At 70.5% G+C, this 14,724-nt stretch carries 12 protein-coding genes; 6 read left to right on the top strand and 6 right to left on the bottom strand.

What is annotated here, in order from left to right:
- The first annotated feature begins 4 nt into the window (after positions 1–4).
- From SYV04_RS42650 to SYV04_RS42635, 4 genes are all read left to right on the top strand, one after another.
- Complete coding sequence (locus SYV04_RS42650) at positions 5–718, top strand: immunity 52 family protein (protein WP_321551874.1); 714 nt, start codon at positions 5–7, stop codon at positions 716–718.
- 31 nt (positions 719–749) lie between these two features.
- Entirely contained in the window at positions 750–2,333 is a 1,584-nt protein-coding gene (locus tag SYV04_RS42645) for a Kelch repeat-containing protein (protein ID WP_321551873.1), read from the top strand.
- A 420-nt stretch (positions 2,334–2,753) separates the two neighbouring features.
- Positions 2,754–4,814, top strand: coding sequence for a PilZ domain-containing protein (locus tag SYV04_RS42640; protein WP_321551872.1), 2,061 nt, complete (start codon positions 2,754–2,756; stop codon positions 4,812–4,814).
- A gap of 121 nt (positions 4,815–4,935) precedes the next feature.
- On the top strand, positions 4,936–5,364 hold the full coding sequence (locus SYV04_RS42635; RefSeq protein WP_321551871.1) for a hypothetical protein: 429 nt from the start codon (positions 4,936–4,938) through the stop codon (positions 5,362–5,364).
- Between the two features lie 6 nt (positions 5,365–5,370).
- On the opposite strand, the gene SYV04_RS42630 is transcribed toward SYV04_RS42635, so the two are convergent.
- From SYV04_RS42630 to SYV04_RS42620, 3 genes are all read right to left on the bottom strand, one after another.
- Positions 5,371–6,387, bottom strand: a complete 1,017-nt coding sequence (locus SYV04_RS42630; RefSeq protein WP_321551870.1) for an ABC transporter substrate-binding protein — start codon at positions 6,385–6,387, stop codon at positions 5,371–5,373.
- Between the two features lie 69 nt (positions 6,388–6,456).
- Entirely contained in the window at positions 6,457–7,218 is a 762-nt protein-coding gene (locus SYV04_RS42625; protein WP_321551869.1) for an ABC transporter permease, read from the bottom strand.
- Positions 7,219–7,231: 13 nt separating this feature from the next.
- Complete coding sequence (locus SYV04_RS42620; RefSeq protein ID WP_321551868.1) at positions 7,232–8,107, bottom strand: ABC transporter ATP-binding protein; 876 nt, start codon at positions 8,105–8,107, stop codon at positions 7,232–7,234.
- 175 nt (positions 8,108–8,282) lie between these two features.
- Between SYV04_RS42620 and SYV04_RS42615 the strand changes: the two genes are divergently transcribed.
- Together SYV04_RS42615 and SYV04_RS42610 are read left to right on the top strand one after the other, a co-directional pair.
- A complete protein-coding gene (locus SYV04_RS42615) occupies positions 8,283–11,018 on the top strand; it encodes a CHAT domain-containing protein (RefSeq protein ID WP_321551867.1) in 2,736 nt (911 codons plus the stop codon).
- A gap of 41 nt (positions 11,019–11,059) precedes the next feature.
- The gene (locus tag SYV04_RS42610) at positions 11,060–11,710 is read left to right on the top strand and encodes a hypothetical protein (protein WP_321551866.1); all 651 of its coding nucleotides are present in this window, start codon (positions 11,060–11,062) and stop codon (positions 11,708–11,710) included.
- Positions 11,711–11,778: 68 nt separating this feature from the next.
- Here the strand turns inward: SYV04_RS42610 and SYV04_RS43860 are convergent, their stop codons facing one another.
- The 3 genes from SYV04_RS43860 to SYV04_RS42595 all read right to left on the bottom strand — a co-directional run bounded on the left by SYV04_RS43860 (position 11,779) and on the right by SYV04_RS42595 (position 14,363).
- Positions 11,779–11,901 carry a hypothetical protein gene (locus tag SYV04_RS43860; protein ID WP_422724031.1) on the bottom strand — a complete coding sequence of 41 codons (123 nt, stop codon included), beginning with the start codon at positions 11,899–11,901 and terminating at the stop codon, positions 11,779–11,781.
- Positions 11,902–12,131: 230 nt separating this feature from the next.
- Positions 12,132–12,863 (bottom strand): immunity 52 family protein, encoded by a 732-nt coding sequence (locus SYV04_RS42600; RefSeq protein ID WP_340371391.1) that lies wholly within the window; start codon positions 12,861–12,863, stop codon positions 12,132–12,134.
- Between the two features lie 15 nt (positions 12,864–12,878).
- Complete coding sequence (locus tag SYV04_RS42595; RefSeq protein ID WP_321551865.1) at positions 12,879–14,363, bottom strand: Tox-REase-5 domain-containing protein; 1,485 nt, start codon at positions 14,361–14,363, stop codon at positions 12,879–12,881.
- Positions 14,364–14,724: the final 361 nt, after the last annotated feature.

The raw sequence follows: 14,724 nt of genomic DNA, 5'->3' as shown, positions 1-14,724 counted from the left end.
GTCGATGATTGAGACCTACTATGTGGGCGCCTACTGGGGCCCCCGACACGAAGCCGCCGAGGCCTGCGCCCGCCGCGCGGAGCGCTTCTTCGAGCTCCTCGGCTGCTGCGAGCCGGTCTGGAAGCATTGGTTCGAGGCCGGAGATTCCTTCGAGCACGCGCGCACGCTCCCGTTCACCCCTACCGCCGAGAACTTCATGAGGCTCTTCGGACGGGAGGCGAACCAGGTGGGCGGCGGCTTTCGGTACTGGCTGTGGGCGGGTGAGACTCCAGAGGAGGTCACCACCCTTCACGGGCGCTGTGGCTTGAGTGATGCCTGGCTCATGCCCGCCTGCGTGCTCACGCCCCCCGCGCAAGGTCCGCTCTCCCAGCGGGTGGTGACGGCCGGGGTGCTGAGCGAAGTGGTGCGCGCCATGGCCCTGGCTTGGGAGCCGGACTGGTGCGTGGCCACCTCCGACTCACACCGGGACATGCTGGAGATGGCTGGGCAGTCCTCGGACGGCTTCGGGGGCTGGGTCACGTACTTCTCGCGCCAGCGGGGCACGGTGCCTTCACTTCCCGCCCCCGCACGGAGCGAGCCCGTGGAGGACAAGGGCAGCCTCGTGGTCCTCACCCCCGAGCGGTTCAGTGTCTCCAACCCGGAACATATGGCCCTGGCCGCCCGGGTGCAGGAGGTGCTGAGTGGGGCGGGGCTGCTGCGCTCCGAGCACCTGCGGTAACGCTTCGGCTCCATGACATAGACTCCGGGCCGTGCGTCCTCTCCTCGCCCGTCCACGCCTGCTGCCGTTGCTCCTCCTCTGGCCGCTGCTGGCCTGCGAGCCCACGCCCGGGGGCGTGCATGTCGTCGTGGAGGGCTCCCTGGTGCCCGGCACCGACTTCGACCGGCTCTCCGTGGTGGCCTCCCAGCCGGGAGCAGCAGGTACCCCGCTCGCCCTCGCCACGCTGGAGGGCGCCGAGCTGCGCCTGCCCGCCACCTTCAACTTCGAGTCCGGCCCCGCCACCCCCGCCGGCACCCGCATCAGCGTGCGCGCCACCGCCGAGCGCGCCGGCGTGGTGCGCTCCGCCGCCTCCGGCGAGGCCATCCTCACCGAGAAGGGCGGCGCCCGCCTGACGCTGGCCCTGCCCCCCATTCCCTCCCCCCCCGACGCGGGCATGACCACGGAGGCCTGTGACAACGGGCTGGACGACGACGGCGACGGCCTGCGCGACTGCGCCGACTCCGAGTGCGAAAACAAGGCCTGTCAGCCCGGAGGCCTCACCTGCGGCGGCGGCGTATGCGGGTGCGCCGGGAGGCCCGCCGGCCTGCCCGTGGTGCGCTCCGGCTTCGCGCGCCGTGCCAGCCCCGTGGCGGTGGTGCCCGCCTCGGGCCCCCTGGCCAATACCCTCGTGGTGGCCGGCGGCCGCGACAGCCAGGGCCAGCCCTCCGCCGCGCTGGACCTCTTCTTCGTGCAGAGCAGCCGGCTCGCCTCCCTCGCCCTGGCCGTGGAGCGCGCCGAAGCCAGCCTCGTGGTGCTGAACGACGGAGGCGTGGCGGTGGTGGGCGGCGTGCGCGCCGGCGACGCCCCCGAGCCGAGCCTCGAGTGGCTCGCGACCGATGGGGGCACCTCCCGCGTCTACTTCACCCCCAGCCTCACCTCCCGCAATGCCCTGGCGGGCCCCCTGGGCGCCGAGCTGCTGCTGGCCGGAGGCGCGCTGGCCCCGAGCCAGCTGGGCGGCGCCGAGCGGGACAACCTCGCCGTGCGCGTGGCCCCCATCACCGGCGCCCAGTCGGTGCTGGGCCCGCTCTCCCTGGCTTGCCCCGCGGGTGGAGCCTCCCTCGGGGACTCCTTCCTGCTGGCCGGCGGCTGTCCAGGCTCCGGCGCCAGCGCGCGCACGGACCTCATCAGCGCCTCCGGCACCGTGAGCGCCGGCCCCAACCTCCCCGTCGCCCTCGAGGGCCCCGCCGTGGTGTCCCTGTCCGGCGCCCGCGCCCTGGTGCTCGGAGGCAGTGAGCAGGTAGGCGCCTCGCTCGTGCCCTCCGCCCGCGTCTTCCTCGTGGAGCGGCCCGGCGCCGTGGTGCGCGTGCGCGAGCTCCTCCCCATGGACACCGCCCGCGTCGCCCCGCGCGCCGTCCGCGTGGGCAATGGCTGGGTCTACGTCGAGGACGCCGCCGGCACCCCACCCGTCTGGTTCGATCCGGCCGCCGAGCGCTTCACCCCCGCCACCGCCCTGCCCACCCGCCGCGATCACGCCCTGGCCGGAGGTGCCGGCGCCCAGGTGTACGCCGCGGGCGGCACGGGCGCCGACGGAGGCCTGGACGACACCGCCGGAGTGCTCGAGCTGCGCTGTTTCTGAGCGCGCTTCACGCCCCGTCCCACCCTGAGCGCCACCCCCGGCGGTTTTGTTCACCAGTGGGTGACCGTATTGATCCTTCGGGAGTCTCGCTTCATGAGCAGTCCGCCACCATGAAACAGGACTTCCCGGAACAGCAAGAGCAACCAGGACGGCTCCTGGCTGCGGATCAAAAAAAACCTCCCAGAGAGGATGGAAGGTGGACGCTTCAAACCCTCGCCGTCTCAGGGGATGAGAAGCGACTTTCCGCAATGACACACTGCGGAAAGAGGTGGACGGACAGCACCGAGAGCATGCAGATGCGCCGATCGCCTGAACTGTTCACCCTCAGGGTGGAAATTTCCCTTGGGGAAGCCCGGCGGAACCGTGGTATGAAATTGTTCTGCTAAGATCGGAAAGCCTCCCCCCAGTAACGGAGCTCCCATGCAGTCGGACAACCGGATGTCGACCCGCGAGGCAATCCTGGGCTACCGGATGGGAACCGAGCTTTCCGCGATCGCTTCGTTCGGCGGCGTGAACGGGGCGGAGTGCCGACTGGTGCAGCTGTCGCTGGAGCACCTCACGCTGCACCTGACCGCGGGAGCGGAGCTTCGCCCCGGCCAGCGCGCTTCGGTGGTGCTGGGGCCGGGCGAGTGGTGGACCACTTCGCTGCAGGCGGAGGTGACGGATGTCAGCCGCGTGGGGCCCGAGGCCTCGCCGGAGCTGCGCCTGCGCTTCGTGGCGCCGCCGCTGGACGCGGGCCGCCGCATCGTCTCCGCGCTGGAGCTGCTGCGCGACAACGGGCACCTGCTCACGCCCGAGGCGCGCCCGGTGTGGCGCGAGGTGATCCACCGCCAGGACCGAATCCTTCGCATCTGCGAGGCGCTGGTGGCGCGGGGCACGCGCGGCGTGGCGCGGCTGGCGGACGGCTCGCGGGTGGAGGTGCGCGCCGCGCACTTCGACAAGTACGAGGGCGTCCTCGGCTGGAGGGCCGACGGGCCGCTGCCGGCGCAGCCCTTCTCGATGGAGGCCTTCGGCTACAGCTCGGTGCAGTACTTCGCGGTGGACAAGGCCTGGTACGAGGGCGGCATGTGGATGATGCCGCTGCCGGTGGAGCTGACGCGCTACCGGCACCGGTGGCTGCGCCGGGCGAACACCGCCACCGAGTGCTGCCTGTCCTTCGAGCACCCGCTGTGGCCGCAGGTGCGGGTGCGCCGCCAGCTGTTGGACGTGTCCTACGAGGGGCTGTCCTTCCTCACCGAGCCGGGCGAGGACCTGCTCTACCCGGGCATGCGCGTGCCGACCATGGAAGTGGAGATGCCGGGGCGCGCGCCGGTGAAGCTCTTCGCCGAGGTGCGCAACATCTCCAGCCAGAGCAAGGGCCGGCGCTGCGGCATGTGGCTGGCGCCGCTGGACGTGCGCGAGGAGCAGGGCTGGCGCGAGCTGGTGGACGAGCAGATCCACCCGCGCACCCGCGTGGCGGGCGACTGGAACGCGGGCGTGTGGGAGCTGTTCGAGCGCTCGGGTTACTTCCGGCTGTCGGGCAAGGAGCCCACGAAGTTCGCCGCCTTCAAGGCGCAGTTCGAGGAGACGCACGAGAAGCTGCAGCGCCACCCCCGCCTGGGCTACCGGGTGGTGCGGCCCATGCCGGGCGGCGTGGAGGGCACCGCCTCGGTGCTGCGGCCCTACGAGCACACGCTGTTCGCGCACCAGTTGGCGCGCCAGCAGCCGCCGGGGCCCGAGGGTCGCGGCGCCACGGCCCGCGAGGCGCTGCGCGACATCTACCTGCGCACGCTGGAGCCCTCGCAGTTGGACCCGGGCGTGAAGTGGTACCTGGCCTACTGCGAGGCCAACGTCCGGTGGATCCGGCTGATCAACTTCGACTTCGCCAGCTGGTACGAGGACACGGGCCAGGCGGCGGTGATGCCCTTCCGCTTCATGGAGGGCAAGACGGACTGGGAGTGGCCCGCCATCCCCGAGCACCTGGAGCTGGAGGCGCCCACGCCCGAGGAGCTCTCGCAGCTCTTCAGCCACCTGGAGAAGACGCGGCCCCTGGCCTACCGCGAGGCGTTGGACCTGGTGCCCGAGCGGTTCGATCTCGGCACCACGCGGGCGCGCTGGGATACGGCGAAGCTGACGCGCGAGCGCGAGGTGCTGGTGGCGCGCGCCGGGGGCAAGGCGCTGGCGGTGGCCATCCTGGAGACGGCCGAGCCGGGGCTCAACCTCTTCCACGTGCTGGATGGGGTGCGCATCATCCCCCTGCAGGACGAGGCGCTGCCCGAGGTGCAGGAGGCGATGCTGGCCCTGCTGTCTCGCGCCTCGCGGTGGTACCAGGCGCGCGGGCGCTCGGTGTTCGTCCACTACGTGGAGGCGCGGGTCGAGGACTACGCCCGGCGCGCGCAGCTCACGGACCTGGGCGAGGGCAAGGTGTGGATCATCTCCCGCAGCCTGCTGCCCGAGTTCCTCGAGCACCTGTGCGAGGCCTCCACGCCGCGCGCCGAGTAGAGAACGGGCTGGCTGCTGGCTCCTCCTGCCGCCAGGGCAGGTGGGCCTGTTCCCTCGCGCTCCAGCTTCATTCCTAGCTTGTGGGGTGGACGGGTCATCGACCCCAACGCTGGAGCCCACCATGAAGCGAAGTGTCCGCGCCGCGCTGCTCGTGCCTGCCTTCGGCCTGTTGCTTGCTCCCCTGGCCTCACAGGCGCGCGAGAAGGAGGACATGGGGACCGCCGGCGGCATGGTGGGCGACGTGCAGGGCGGGCGCGGTGGCGGCATCGAGGAGTTCAACTTCGGCCCCACGGGCACGGACGTCATCCTCCAGCGAGAGGACGGGCGCAATGAAGGTGGCATGCGGGTGCTGTCCGGTCGGGTGGTGGAGTTGAAGGGGCGCACGCTCTACGTGGACCGCGAGGGCGTGGTGGTGCCGCTGGACCTGAGCGCGCTGCGCATCACCCAGCAGCCCCGCGTGGGGCAGGAGATCATCGCCTCCTACCAGGTGAGCGAGACGAACAACGTCGCCTTGTCCCTGGCAGGGGCGGTGGAGCCCGAGCGCAAGTAGGCCGCGCTACTTCGCCGTGGCGCGCACCTCCTCGAGGAGGCTGGAGTCCACCAGCCCGGAGATGTCATCGCTGGGCAGGTAGCCCAACTCCTTGGCGTGGCGCGCGGCCTCGGCCATGGCGGAGGGGACGGGGTCCAGGCTGGGCTCCAGCCGGGAGAACGCGTCCTTCAGGATGGCGGGCGCCAGCGGCTTGCTGGTGAGCTTGCCGAAGGCGGTGTTGACGGAGGTGGTGAAGGCCTCCGGCTCGGTGCGCCAGCGCTCGGTGAGCCGCGTGTGGACGCGCAGCAGGGCGAGCACCTGGGGCCGGCGCGTCTCCAGCACTTTCTTCGTCGTCACCAGCACGGTGGTGGGGAAGCGGCGATCGGGCCACAGGTCCCGCTCGTCCACGAGAATCTGTCCGCCGCCCTCGGCCACCATGCGCGCGCCCCAGGGCTCCGGCACCCAGGCGCCCTCGAGGCCTCCCTGGATGTACTGGGCCAGGAGGTCCGGGTTGCTCAGGGGCACCACCTGCACATCGCCCCCGGAGTCGGTGGCCACGCTGAGGCCCTGCTGCTTGAGCCAGTGGCGCAGGGCGATGTCCTGCGTGTTGCCAATTTGCGGCGAGCCCAGCTTCTTGCCCTTGAGCTCGGCGGCGGACTTCGCGTTGCGCGTCACCAGCACCGCGCCGCCGTTCACCGCGCCGGAGATGATGCGCAGCTCGCGGCCGGCCTTGAGGTACGTGTTGATGGCGGGGCCGGTGCCCACGTAGGAGACGTCCAGCGAGCCGGACACCAGCGCCTCCATGGCGGAGGGGCCCGCGTTGAACTGCTTCACCTCCAGCTTGCCGACGCCGGGCTCGGCGGCGAAGAGGCCCTCGGTGTGGCCCACCAGGGCCTGGGCGTGGGTGATGTTGGGGAAGAAGCCCAGGCGCAGCGCCGCGTTGGCGTCGCCCGAGGCCTCTCCGCCGGATTTCTTGCAGCCGAGCCCGGCGGTGGCGAGCAGGGCGCAGAGCCCCAGGAGGAGACGGGAGCAGGGTGTAGGCATGGGCGCGGTAATGGGGATGGCGCGCGCGGGCGGCAACCGGCCCCAAGCGCTCCCGTCCGACACCACACATCAAGTGGAGGGCATGAGCCCCCAGCGCCGCCGCACCCGCGTCTCCACCGTCTGGAAGAAGAGGCGGTCCACCAGGATGCCGATGGCGATGATGGCCACCATCACCGCCATCACCTGCGGCACGTCCATCAGCTCGCGGCCCAGGGTGAGCAACTGGCCCAGGCCTCCGGAGACGAAGAGCAGCTCGCCGGCGAGCAGCGCGCGCCAGGCGAAGCTCCAGCCCAGCTTCAGGCCGGTGACGATGCCGGGCAGCGCTGCGGGCAGCAGCACGCCGAAGGAGAAGCGGGGCCCGCGCACCCCCAAGGTATGGGCCACGCGCACGAGCTGCGGATCAATCCCGTTCACGCCATCCTCGGTGGCGATGGCGATGGCGAGCACGCTGCCCATCACCACCACGAAGAGGATGGCCGCGTCATTGAGGCCGAACCACAGCAGGGCCAGCGGCAGCCAGCAGATGGAGGGCAGCGCCTGCAGCCCCATCACCACCGGCTTCACCGCGTGGCGGAAGAAGCCGATGCGCGCGGTGGCCAGGCCCAGGGGAACGCCGATGCCGGCGGAGATGACGTAGGCGCGCCCCAGTCGTCCCAGCGAGCGCAGCGCCGCCGCGCCCAGGCGCCCATCCGCCGCCAGGGCATAGAGGCTCTCGGCCACCTTCACCGGCCCGGGGAAGAGGTGCGGAGACCACAGGCCCACGCGCGTGAGCACCTCCCACGTCACCAATAACAGCGCCATCACTCCCAGCTTCTGTATCCAGCGCTTCATGTCCGCACCTCGCTCAGTGCCGCAGGCCTACCTGGTCCTCGGGGATGGGGCGCGGTGGGGTGAGCGCTCCTTCTGGGCCTTCCACCCGCCGCATCAGCATCCGCAGGTAGCGGGCCATCTCGTTGAGGTTGCGCTCCTCCAGCGAGCGGGGCATGGGCAGGTGGACCTCCAGGTCCTTGACGATGCGGCCCGGCCGGGGTGCCATGAGCACCACGCGCGTGCCGAGCATCAGCGCCTCGTGGACGTCATGGGTGACGAACACCACCGTCTTGGAGGTGCGCAGCCAGATGTTCTGCAAGAGCTCCTGCATGTGGACACGCGTCTGCGCATCCAGCGAGCCGAAGGGCTCGTCCATGAGCAGCACCGCCGAGTCCACCGCGAGCGCCCGAGCCAGGCTGGCGCGCATCTTCATGCCGCCGGAGAGCTGGTGGGGCAGGGTGTCCTCGAAGCCCGAGAGCTGCACGCGGTGGATGAACTCGCGGGCGCGCGGCTCGCGCTCGGCGCGGGGCACGCCTCGGGCGGCCAGGGCGAACTTGAGGTTGCCCAGCACCGTCATCCACGGGAAGAGCGCGGCCTCCTGGAACATGAGCAGCCGGTCCGGGCCGGGGCCGTGAATGGGTTTGCCGTCGATGGAGACGGTGCCACCGGTGGGCACCACGTGGCCGGCCAGGGCGTACAGGAGCGTGGACTTGCCGCACCCCGAGGGCCCCAGCAGACAGACGAACTCGCCCGAGCGGATGTTGAGGTTCACGTCCTGGAGCGCCACCACCTTGTTGCCATAGCGGTGGGCCACCTGCGTGACGGAGATCTTCGCGCGGTGCGCGTGGACCTTCGCCGGTTGGAACAGGCGCAGCGAACTTCTCCATCGGGCCAGTAGGGCTCGGAACATTGGCGCAAAGGTAGGCAGTCCCCCTACGTGGTGCTTGCCTGCCCGCCTGCTCCCGGAGTGGCTTGCTCGCCTGGACGCTGACACTGGGAGTTGTAGCGTGGCGGCCGGGAAGATTCGGCGGGGCCTCCGTTGAGGAGGCATGGCTGGGGGAAGCACAACTCTGGGAGCAGCGGGCTTGGACGCGAAGTGGAAGGGGTCGGGCAGGCTGCTGCTCGCCACGGGAGTGTTGGCGGCGGCGGGCGTGGCGGCCGTCGGTTGGCGCTGGGGCGCGCGCGAGGCTCGGAGCGAAGAGGCCGTGGCGTGGCCGGTGGCGGCGACGCGCTCCCTGGAGGTTCGGCTGAGCCACCCGGGCGTGGCCAGTCACCGCCCGTACCACGCCGTGGCTCGGGGCGGGGGCGGCAAGTCGGTGGGGGTGCCGCTGGAGGTGCTGGCGCGGCTGGAGGCGCAGGGGGACTTCAGAGGGCTGGCCGCCGCGTACCTCCTGCAGGGCGCGCCGGAGTTGGCCGCCTCGTATCTGGAGCGCGCGGGGGACTCGCCGGAGGTGCTGAGTGACCGCGCGGCGGTGGCCCTGGCGCGCAAGGACGCGGCCGGCGCGCTGACGTTGCTGGACCGGGCCTTCCAGGAGCGCCCGCGCCTGGGCCCGGCGCTGTGGAACCGGGGGCTGGCGCTGCGCGAGCTGGAGCTGTGGGCGAAGTCGGCCGAGGCGTTCGAGGCGGTGGAGGCGCTGGCGGAGCCGGGCTGGGCGGACGAGGCGCGCACCCACGCCGAGACGATGCGCGGCCGGATCCAGGCCGAGCAGCAGGGATATAAGGATGCGTGGGCGACCGGGGCCGCGCTGGTGACGGGCCAGGGCACCGTCTCGGCGGAGCAGCTCCGGGCGAGGCCGGACCTCTATCGCCTCTTCCTCTATGACGCCATCCGTGCGGCGCCGACGCTGGAGCGGCTCCAGGCGCTGTGGCCGGTGGCGGAGACGCTCGATGCGCACTTCGGCGGCAGCGCACTGCGCGATGGCCTGCGCTGGGCGGAGGCCCGGGACTTCCAGCGCCGCGCGCCCCTGGCGGCGCTCTACCTGCACGTCTTCCGGGGCGAGGCGGTCCCCGGAGGACTGTCCGCGTACCTGGAGAAGCTCCGGGCCGCGGGCGAGCTCGACATCCTCATGGGGACGCTCGTGCTCACCCAGGAGGTGGCCCGCGATGTGGAGGGCTACGCGCGGCTCGCCGAGGGGACCAAGGACCCATGGTTCACGCTCATCGCCGCGCACGAGCGCGCCAAGGCCGCCATCCGGAAGGGAGAGCTGTTCCAGGCCGAGCAGCTCCTCCTGGCGGCGACGAGGCAATGCCAGGGGGGCACCTTCGCCTATCGCTGCGGCGTGCTGCTGGAGCGGCTGGGAGATGTGTACCGCCAATTGTGGCGCATCCCCGAGGCCACGCGGAGCGTGCGGGAGGCGCGTGCCCTGTACCGGCGCAGTGGCTTCTGGGCCTCGGAGACGGACTTCCTGCTGAGCCTTGGGCAGTTCGCGCGGTTGCAGGGACAAGGGGTGCTGGCGCGCGCGCTGCTCGACGAGGCGCTGGCGTACTTTCCGGAGGACTGCTCCATCCGGCAGTTCGTTCGGGCCAACGACGCGCTGGCGCTGCTGGAGGAGATGCGGGTGGAGGAGGCGCGCGGGGCCATCGGGGAGGCGCTCCAGTGCGGCACCCTGAAGTCCATTCTGGGAGCGATGACCCTGGCGGAGCTGGCGCGCCTGCGCCCGGAGCCCACGCAGGACGGGCGGCTGCTGGAGGCGCTCGAGGCCCGCCGCCGCGCGGGCCGGCTGGATCCGGGCGCCCGGGTCATCCTCTCGCACATCGAGGGGCGCTTCCTCATCGAGCACGAGCGCGCGCGGGGCGAGGAGGTGCTGCGGCGCACCATCACCGAGGCGGAGGCCCTGCCGCGCACCAGCGCGGAGGCGCGAGAGGCGCGGGCCTACAGCTATGCCTCGCTGCTGTTCGCGGCGGGCAAGGGGGGCGAGTGGTCCCAGGTGCTGGCGCTGCTGGAGCAGGAGGCGGGAGGAGCGCTGCCCAGGCGGTGCCTGGTGGCGGTGACGGTGGACCGGGAGCGCACGCTCGCGCTGGCCTTCGGGCCCGAGGGGCGGATGCAGGGGTTCTATGACGGGGGGCGCACGCAGCCGCTGGGAGTCGAGGCACGGGGAATCGTCCCCGAGGCGCTCGTCGCGCCGCTGAGCGCCTGTGAGCAGGTGGATGTGCTGGCGCGACCGCCGCTGCATGGCCGAGCGGGGCTGCTGCCCGATGCGCTCGCGTGGCGCTACCTCACGCCGTCCACCGCGCGGGCGGTGCCCGGCGCGGCGCCGGCGCGGCACGTGGTGGTGAAGGACGTGGAGGCGCCCGCCGCGCTGGAACTGCCGCGCCTGGGGGCCTGGCGGCCGGTGGGGGAGGGCATCACCGTGCTCTCGGGCGCCGACGCGACACCGGGCCGGGTGCTCGAGGCCATGACGCGGGCAACGGAGATCGAAATTCACGCCCACGGGTTGATCAACCCGACGCTCTCGGACGCGTCGCTGCTGGTGCTCTCGCCGGATGCGGGCGGGCGCTACGCGCTCACGGCGGGCGAGGTGCGAGCGCATCGGCTCGAAGGAGCCCCGCTGGTCACCCTGGCCGCGTGCCGGGCGGCGCACACGGCGCAGCGGATCCACGAGCCCTTCAGCCTGCCGGCGGCCTTCCTGGAGGCGGGAGCGCGCACGGTGCTGGCGGCCACCGTGGACATCCCCGACGCGGAGGCAGGGCCCTTCTTCGTCGCGGTGCAGGAGCGCATCCGCGCCGGGCAGCGCGCGGCTGTGGCGCTGAGAGACGTGCGCCAGGAGTGGTTGCGCCGAGACGCGGAGAGCTGGGCGCGCTCGGTGCTCGTGTTCGAGTGAGCTGTCGCAGTACCAGAGGTCCACATCCAAGGAGAGACATCATGAAGAGAGTATGGGTGTTGTTCGCGGCGCTGGGGCTGGCACTGGCGGGATGCAAGACGATGGAGCCGAGGCCCGAGCCTCCTCCAGCCGATTGCTCCGATCCAGGCGGGACGCCTCCCACCGCTCCGCCGATGCAGACCATTCCGGAGACGGGCGTGCTGCCGCCCATTCCGCCGGCCACCAAGAACATCGTGACGACGTTCTGCCCGTCCACGGGCCAGTACCTCGCGGCGGGTATCGACACGGAGTCGCGGCGCTTCACGTTCATGATCCGGGGAGGCCGAGGGACGCAGCAGGCAGCCTTCGCGAGCTTCTACCAGGCGCGAGTGCCGGTCACGGTGTACACGGGCCCGGTGAAGCTGGCGACGCGTGGCACGCCGGCGCCCAAGCCGACAACGCCGCCGCCCGCGCCGGTGCCCACGCCGGCTCCGGGGGGTGGAGAGGATGACGATTCGGGCTCTGGGGGAGGCAAGGTCATTGATCCGTGCCTGAACATCAGCGAGGAGCCGCCTCCTTCTCCGAAGCCTGGGGGAAACAACCCCTACGAGGAGTTCGAGAGCCTGTCGTGGTGGACGGCCTACGCGGTGGAGTCGGTGGCGAAGCCGGTGAATTCGATCACGGCACCCGGCACGGTGCCCGCGCCGCGCTAAGCCAGCCCGAATAGGTCACCCCGGTCCGGACGCAGCGCGGGTCCGGACCGGGAGGCAGAAGAGCTCGCTTACGGTTTTCGCTGGGCCAGCTTTTCGAGCACGATTTCGGCCTCCTCACGGTAGAGGGGCACGACTTCCACCGCGAGCACGTCTTCCAGGTTGAAGTGCATCCGACAATCGGTTGGATCCATCCCGGATGCGCCCGCGAATTTCTCTCAGCAAGCGGGTGGCATTCGACACGCTACGAAGTGAGTTCCAGTGCTTCGCCCCGCTCCAACACCCGCTGCTCGCGGCACTTGTCGCGAGGCCAGTCCTGCCTGCTGACAGTTCTTCAAGTGCGGCTCCCTTGAACGGCAAGGATGCGAGTGCAAGCCCCGGGGGCAGCTGATCTGCCGTCGCAGGTCCGGACCGGGGGTGCGGCTCAATTCTGGGAACTCCCCTGGGCGGGGGAAGGATGGAGCAGACCCGCGCGGTCCAGCAGCTCACGGACACGCTCGGCCAGGGCGACGTGCTCGGGGTTATGCACCGTGAAGCGGTCGGGGGTGAGCAGGATGAGGGTACCCTTGTCCTCCACGCGCTCGATGCGAACGGGTGCGTGCAGGGGAGGCACGGTGCCTAGGCGGCGGGACACATAGGTGATCCATCCCACGCGCACGGTGGGCCGGGTCAGCTCTGGCATCAGGTCCATGTGAGGGCTGGAGAGACATTCCCCCCAATCCGGGTCCCAAGCGGTGGCCATGGTGCGCACGAGCCCGGTGAGAACAGGAGCGGTGAGGATTCGCTCGGCGTTGAAGCCTCGACTCGGTAGGGTGAAGGTGCATGTGTTGAGCACGCGATCGGAGCAGCCTCCGCAGAAGACGGTGAAGGCCGTGGCCTCGTAGTCGTCCTCGCCAGTCCAGCCCCCGAAAGAGAACCCGAGCTGCTCCAAGACTCGATCCTTGCCGCGCCGGATCACCTTTTCCAAAGAAGCTTGATCTGTCTCCAGCCGATGCTTGAGCGCTTCTTTCCGGGAGCGACCCGCTTTGAACCAGCGGCGGAACGAAGGGTCCAGGCTGGCCAGAGCGGTAAGGAAGTCCTTCGCGCGGCACGCACATTCCTCTGGGGATTCGCGGCGAGCACCCCAGTAGGCGCCCACATGGTAGGTCTCGATCATCTGTGAAGCGCTCTGCTAAAGCACCATGGGGGTATGAACGATCTTGATGCTCAGGATGCCGCCGTTCCTTAGCAGCTTGCGAATGGCGTCTGCGGATTTCTTCTCAGCCACATGCCAACGAATGGGAATTCCGTTGGCGACTTGGAGCTGTCTGCGGGCTTGCTCAAGGAGACTCTTGGCCCCCGAGTTCTTGAACCATGGATGGGGATCCAAGGAATCGAGGAACTTATTGGCGTAGCCGGGTCCCTTGGCTTCGAGCAGGACTCCTTCCTGGAAGCCATCGAACTTCACACCGCCCATCTTGGTGTCCACGCCACCGATCCAGTACGCCTCACCGGCCGGTCGGCCGGAGATCTGCGCCTGGTAGCGCGCAGCGCGCCGGCTCATGGACTCGCGCGCCGGGCCCCACTGTCCTGGCCCCTGCGCGGGCTGTGCTCCGCTCGCCGTCTGATTGGCACGCTGGAGGATGATGGCGGCGCCGGGTCCACCGCTCAGGGTCGTGACAAACTGCCCCACTGGCAGTGCCACCCGCTCCATCACCAGCGCTCCCTCCGCTGTGAGGGAGAGCGCGGGCACGGAGATAACCTCCAGTCCTCGCCCCGCCGCAGCCACCGTCCGAGTGGTGCCGCCCGCCACTCCGTACATGGAGAGCAGCGTGGTGGCCATCTTCGAGAGCGCTTCGATCTGCTCTCCCCGCGTCATCAGCTTGAAGCGCGCCAGGTACTCCGGCGACTGGGCGATGAGCTGGGCCAGTGCGCCGGGAAGCTGCGTCAACGCCGCGGCACTGTCGACAGGGTGGACCACCAGAGTGCCAAGCGACTGGCCCAGCTCGAAGAAGGACGCTTCAGCCCCGTCCATCGTTCGGCTGATGACGTCCGCGTCGTCATACACCTCGGCCAGCAACCCGGCCTCGCGCCGCTCGCGCAGGTACTCATCCACAGGGAAGAAGCCCATGTGGTTGCGCGCCGAGTAAAAGCGTCCCACCTCGAACCCGTGGGCCCGGAAGGCGCCGTCCTTCCACTGCACTGGCGCCACCCGCTGCTGGGTCCTCCCATTCAGCGCCCAGGCCAGGTAGCCGTCGGGTCGCAGCACCGCCAGGAACCGGAAGCGCTCGATGCGCTGGAGCAGCTCAGCCCGAGGGACTTCCGTCTGCCCCTCCATGACCTCGTGCAGCATGTGAGCAACCACCCTGCGCGGACCGAAGCCCGCGAGGGTGACAGGCTTTTCCAACAGCAAGTCATACAGCGCCGCCGCGTCCTCGGGCGTGAAGGGCGCCTCGCGCTTGGGCAGGTCGAAGTAGTTGTCCACCCCAGCGGCGCGCAGCAGCTCCTCGAAGGCATCCACCCGCACCAGCCCGCTCGCCACCGAGCGAGTCACCACCGAGCCCGGGCCAGCACGGCCCTGCGAGGCGAGGCGAGCCAGCGCACCGCGCTTCCGGGCGGCTGTCGCGTCCGGGTGTTCCTGGGGCGTGCTGGGCCGGTAGCGCAGGGACTCCTGCACCTTCCAGCCGCGCGAGGGCGCACCGGTGGCGCAGCCGGTCAGGACAACCAGAAGCGCGAGCGCGAAACTCCAACCAAGACAACGAGCCCATGGAAGGGTTCCACGAGCCATCTGATCAAAAGGCATGGCACACCTCTACGGGGCAGTGACGCCACCAGTAGAGACAATGCGTCTGACTGAAAGTTCCGAACCCACACACCACTCGCCCCGCAGGGCGAGTCAGACGTGAGGCATTATAGGCTCTCAGGAAAGTAATGTCAGGGCTGGCGGGATCGGAATCTCCGAGCCCTGCCACAGGCGGCGCAGGAAGGAGTCGTCCCGGCAGATGGCGTCGAGCTCAGCCTCGACGACTGCTGCGAGG

The sequence above is a fragment of the Hyalangium ruber genome (genome assembly GCF_034259325.1).
Taxonomy (GTDB): domain Bacteria; phylum Myxococcota; class Myxococcia; order Myxococcales; family Myxococcaceae; genus Hyalangium_A; species Hyalangium_A rubrum.
Note: the sequence above shows the minus strand (reverse complement) of the source record. Positions and strands in the feature narration are given on the sequence as shown.

Excerpts from the sequence above, each read along its gene's own strand:
- SYV04_RS42635 (WP_321551871.1), top strand. The coding sequence starts at position 4,936 with ATGAAGCGAAGTGTCCGCGCCGCGCTGCTCGTGCCTGCCTTCGGCCTG.
- SYV04_RS42640 (WP_321551872.1), top strand. The coding sequence starts at position 2,754 with ATGCAGTCGGACAACCGGATGTCGACCCGCGAGGCAATCCTGGGCTAC.
- SYV04_RS42630 (WP_321551870.1), bottom strand. The coding sequence starts at position 6,387 with ATGCCTACACCCTGCTCCCGTCTCCTCCTGGGGCTCTGCGCCCTGCTC.
- SYV04_RS42625 (WP_321551869.1), bottom strand. The coding sequence starts at position 7,218 with ATGAAGCGCTGGATACAGAAGCTGGGAGTGATGGCGCTGTTATTGGTG.
- SYV04_RS43860 (WP_422724031.1), bottom strand. The coding sequence starts at position 11,901 with ATGGATCCAACCGATTGTCGGATGCACTTCAACCTGGAAGACGTGCTC.
- SYV04_RS42610 (WP_321551866.1), top strand. The coding sequence starts at position 11,060 with ATGAAGAGAGTATGGGTGTTGTTCGCGGCGCTGGGGCTGGCACTGGCG.
- SYV04_RS42650 (WP_321551874.1), top strand. The coding sequence starts at position 5 with ATGATTGAGACCTACTATGTGGGCGCCTACTGGGGCCCCCGACACGAA.
- SYV04_RS42620 (WP_321551868.1), bottom strand. The coding sequence starts at position 8,107 with ATGTTCCGAGCCCTACTGGCCCGATGGAGAAGTTCGCTGCGCCTGTTC.
- SYV04_RS42600 (WP_340371391.1), bottom strand. The coding sequence starts at position 12,863 with ATGATCGAGACCTACCATGTGGGCGCCTACTGGGGTGCTCGCCGCGAA.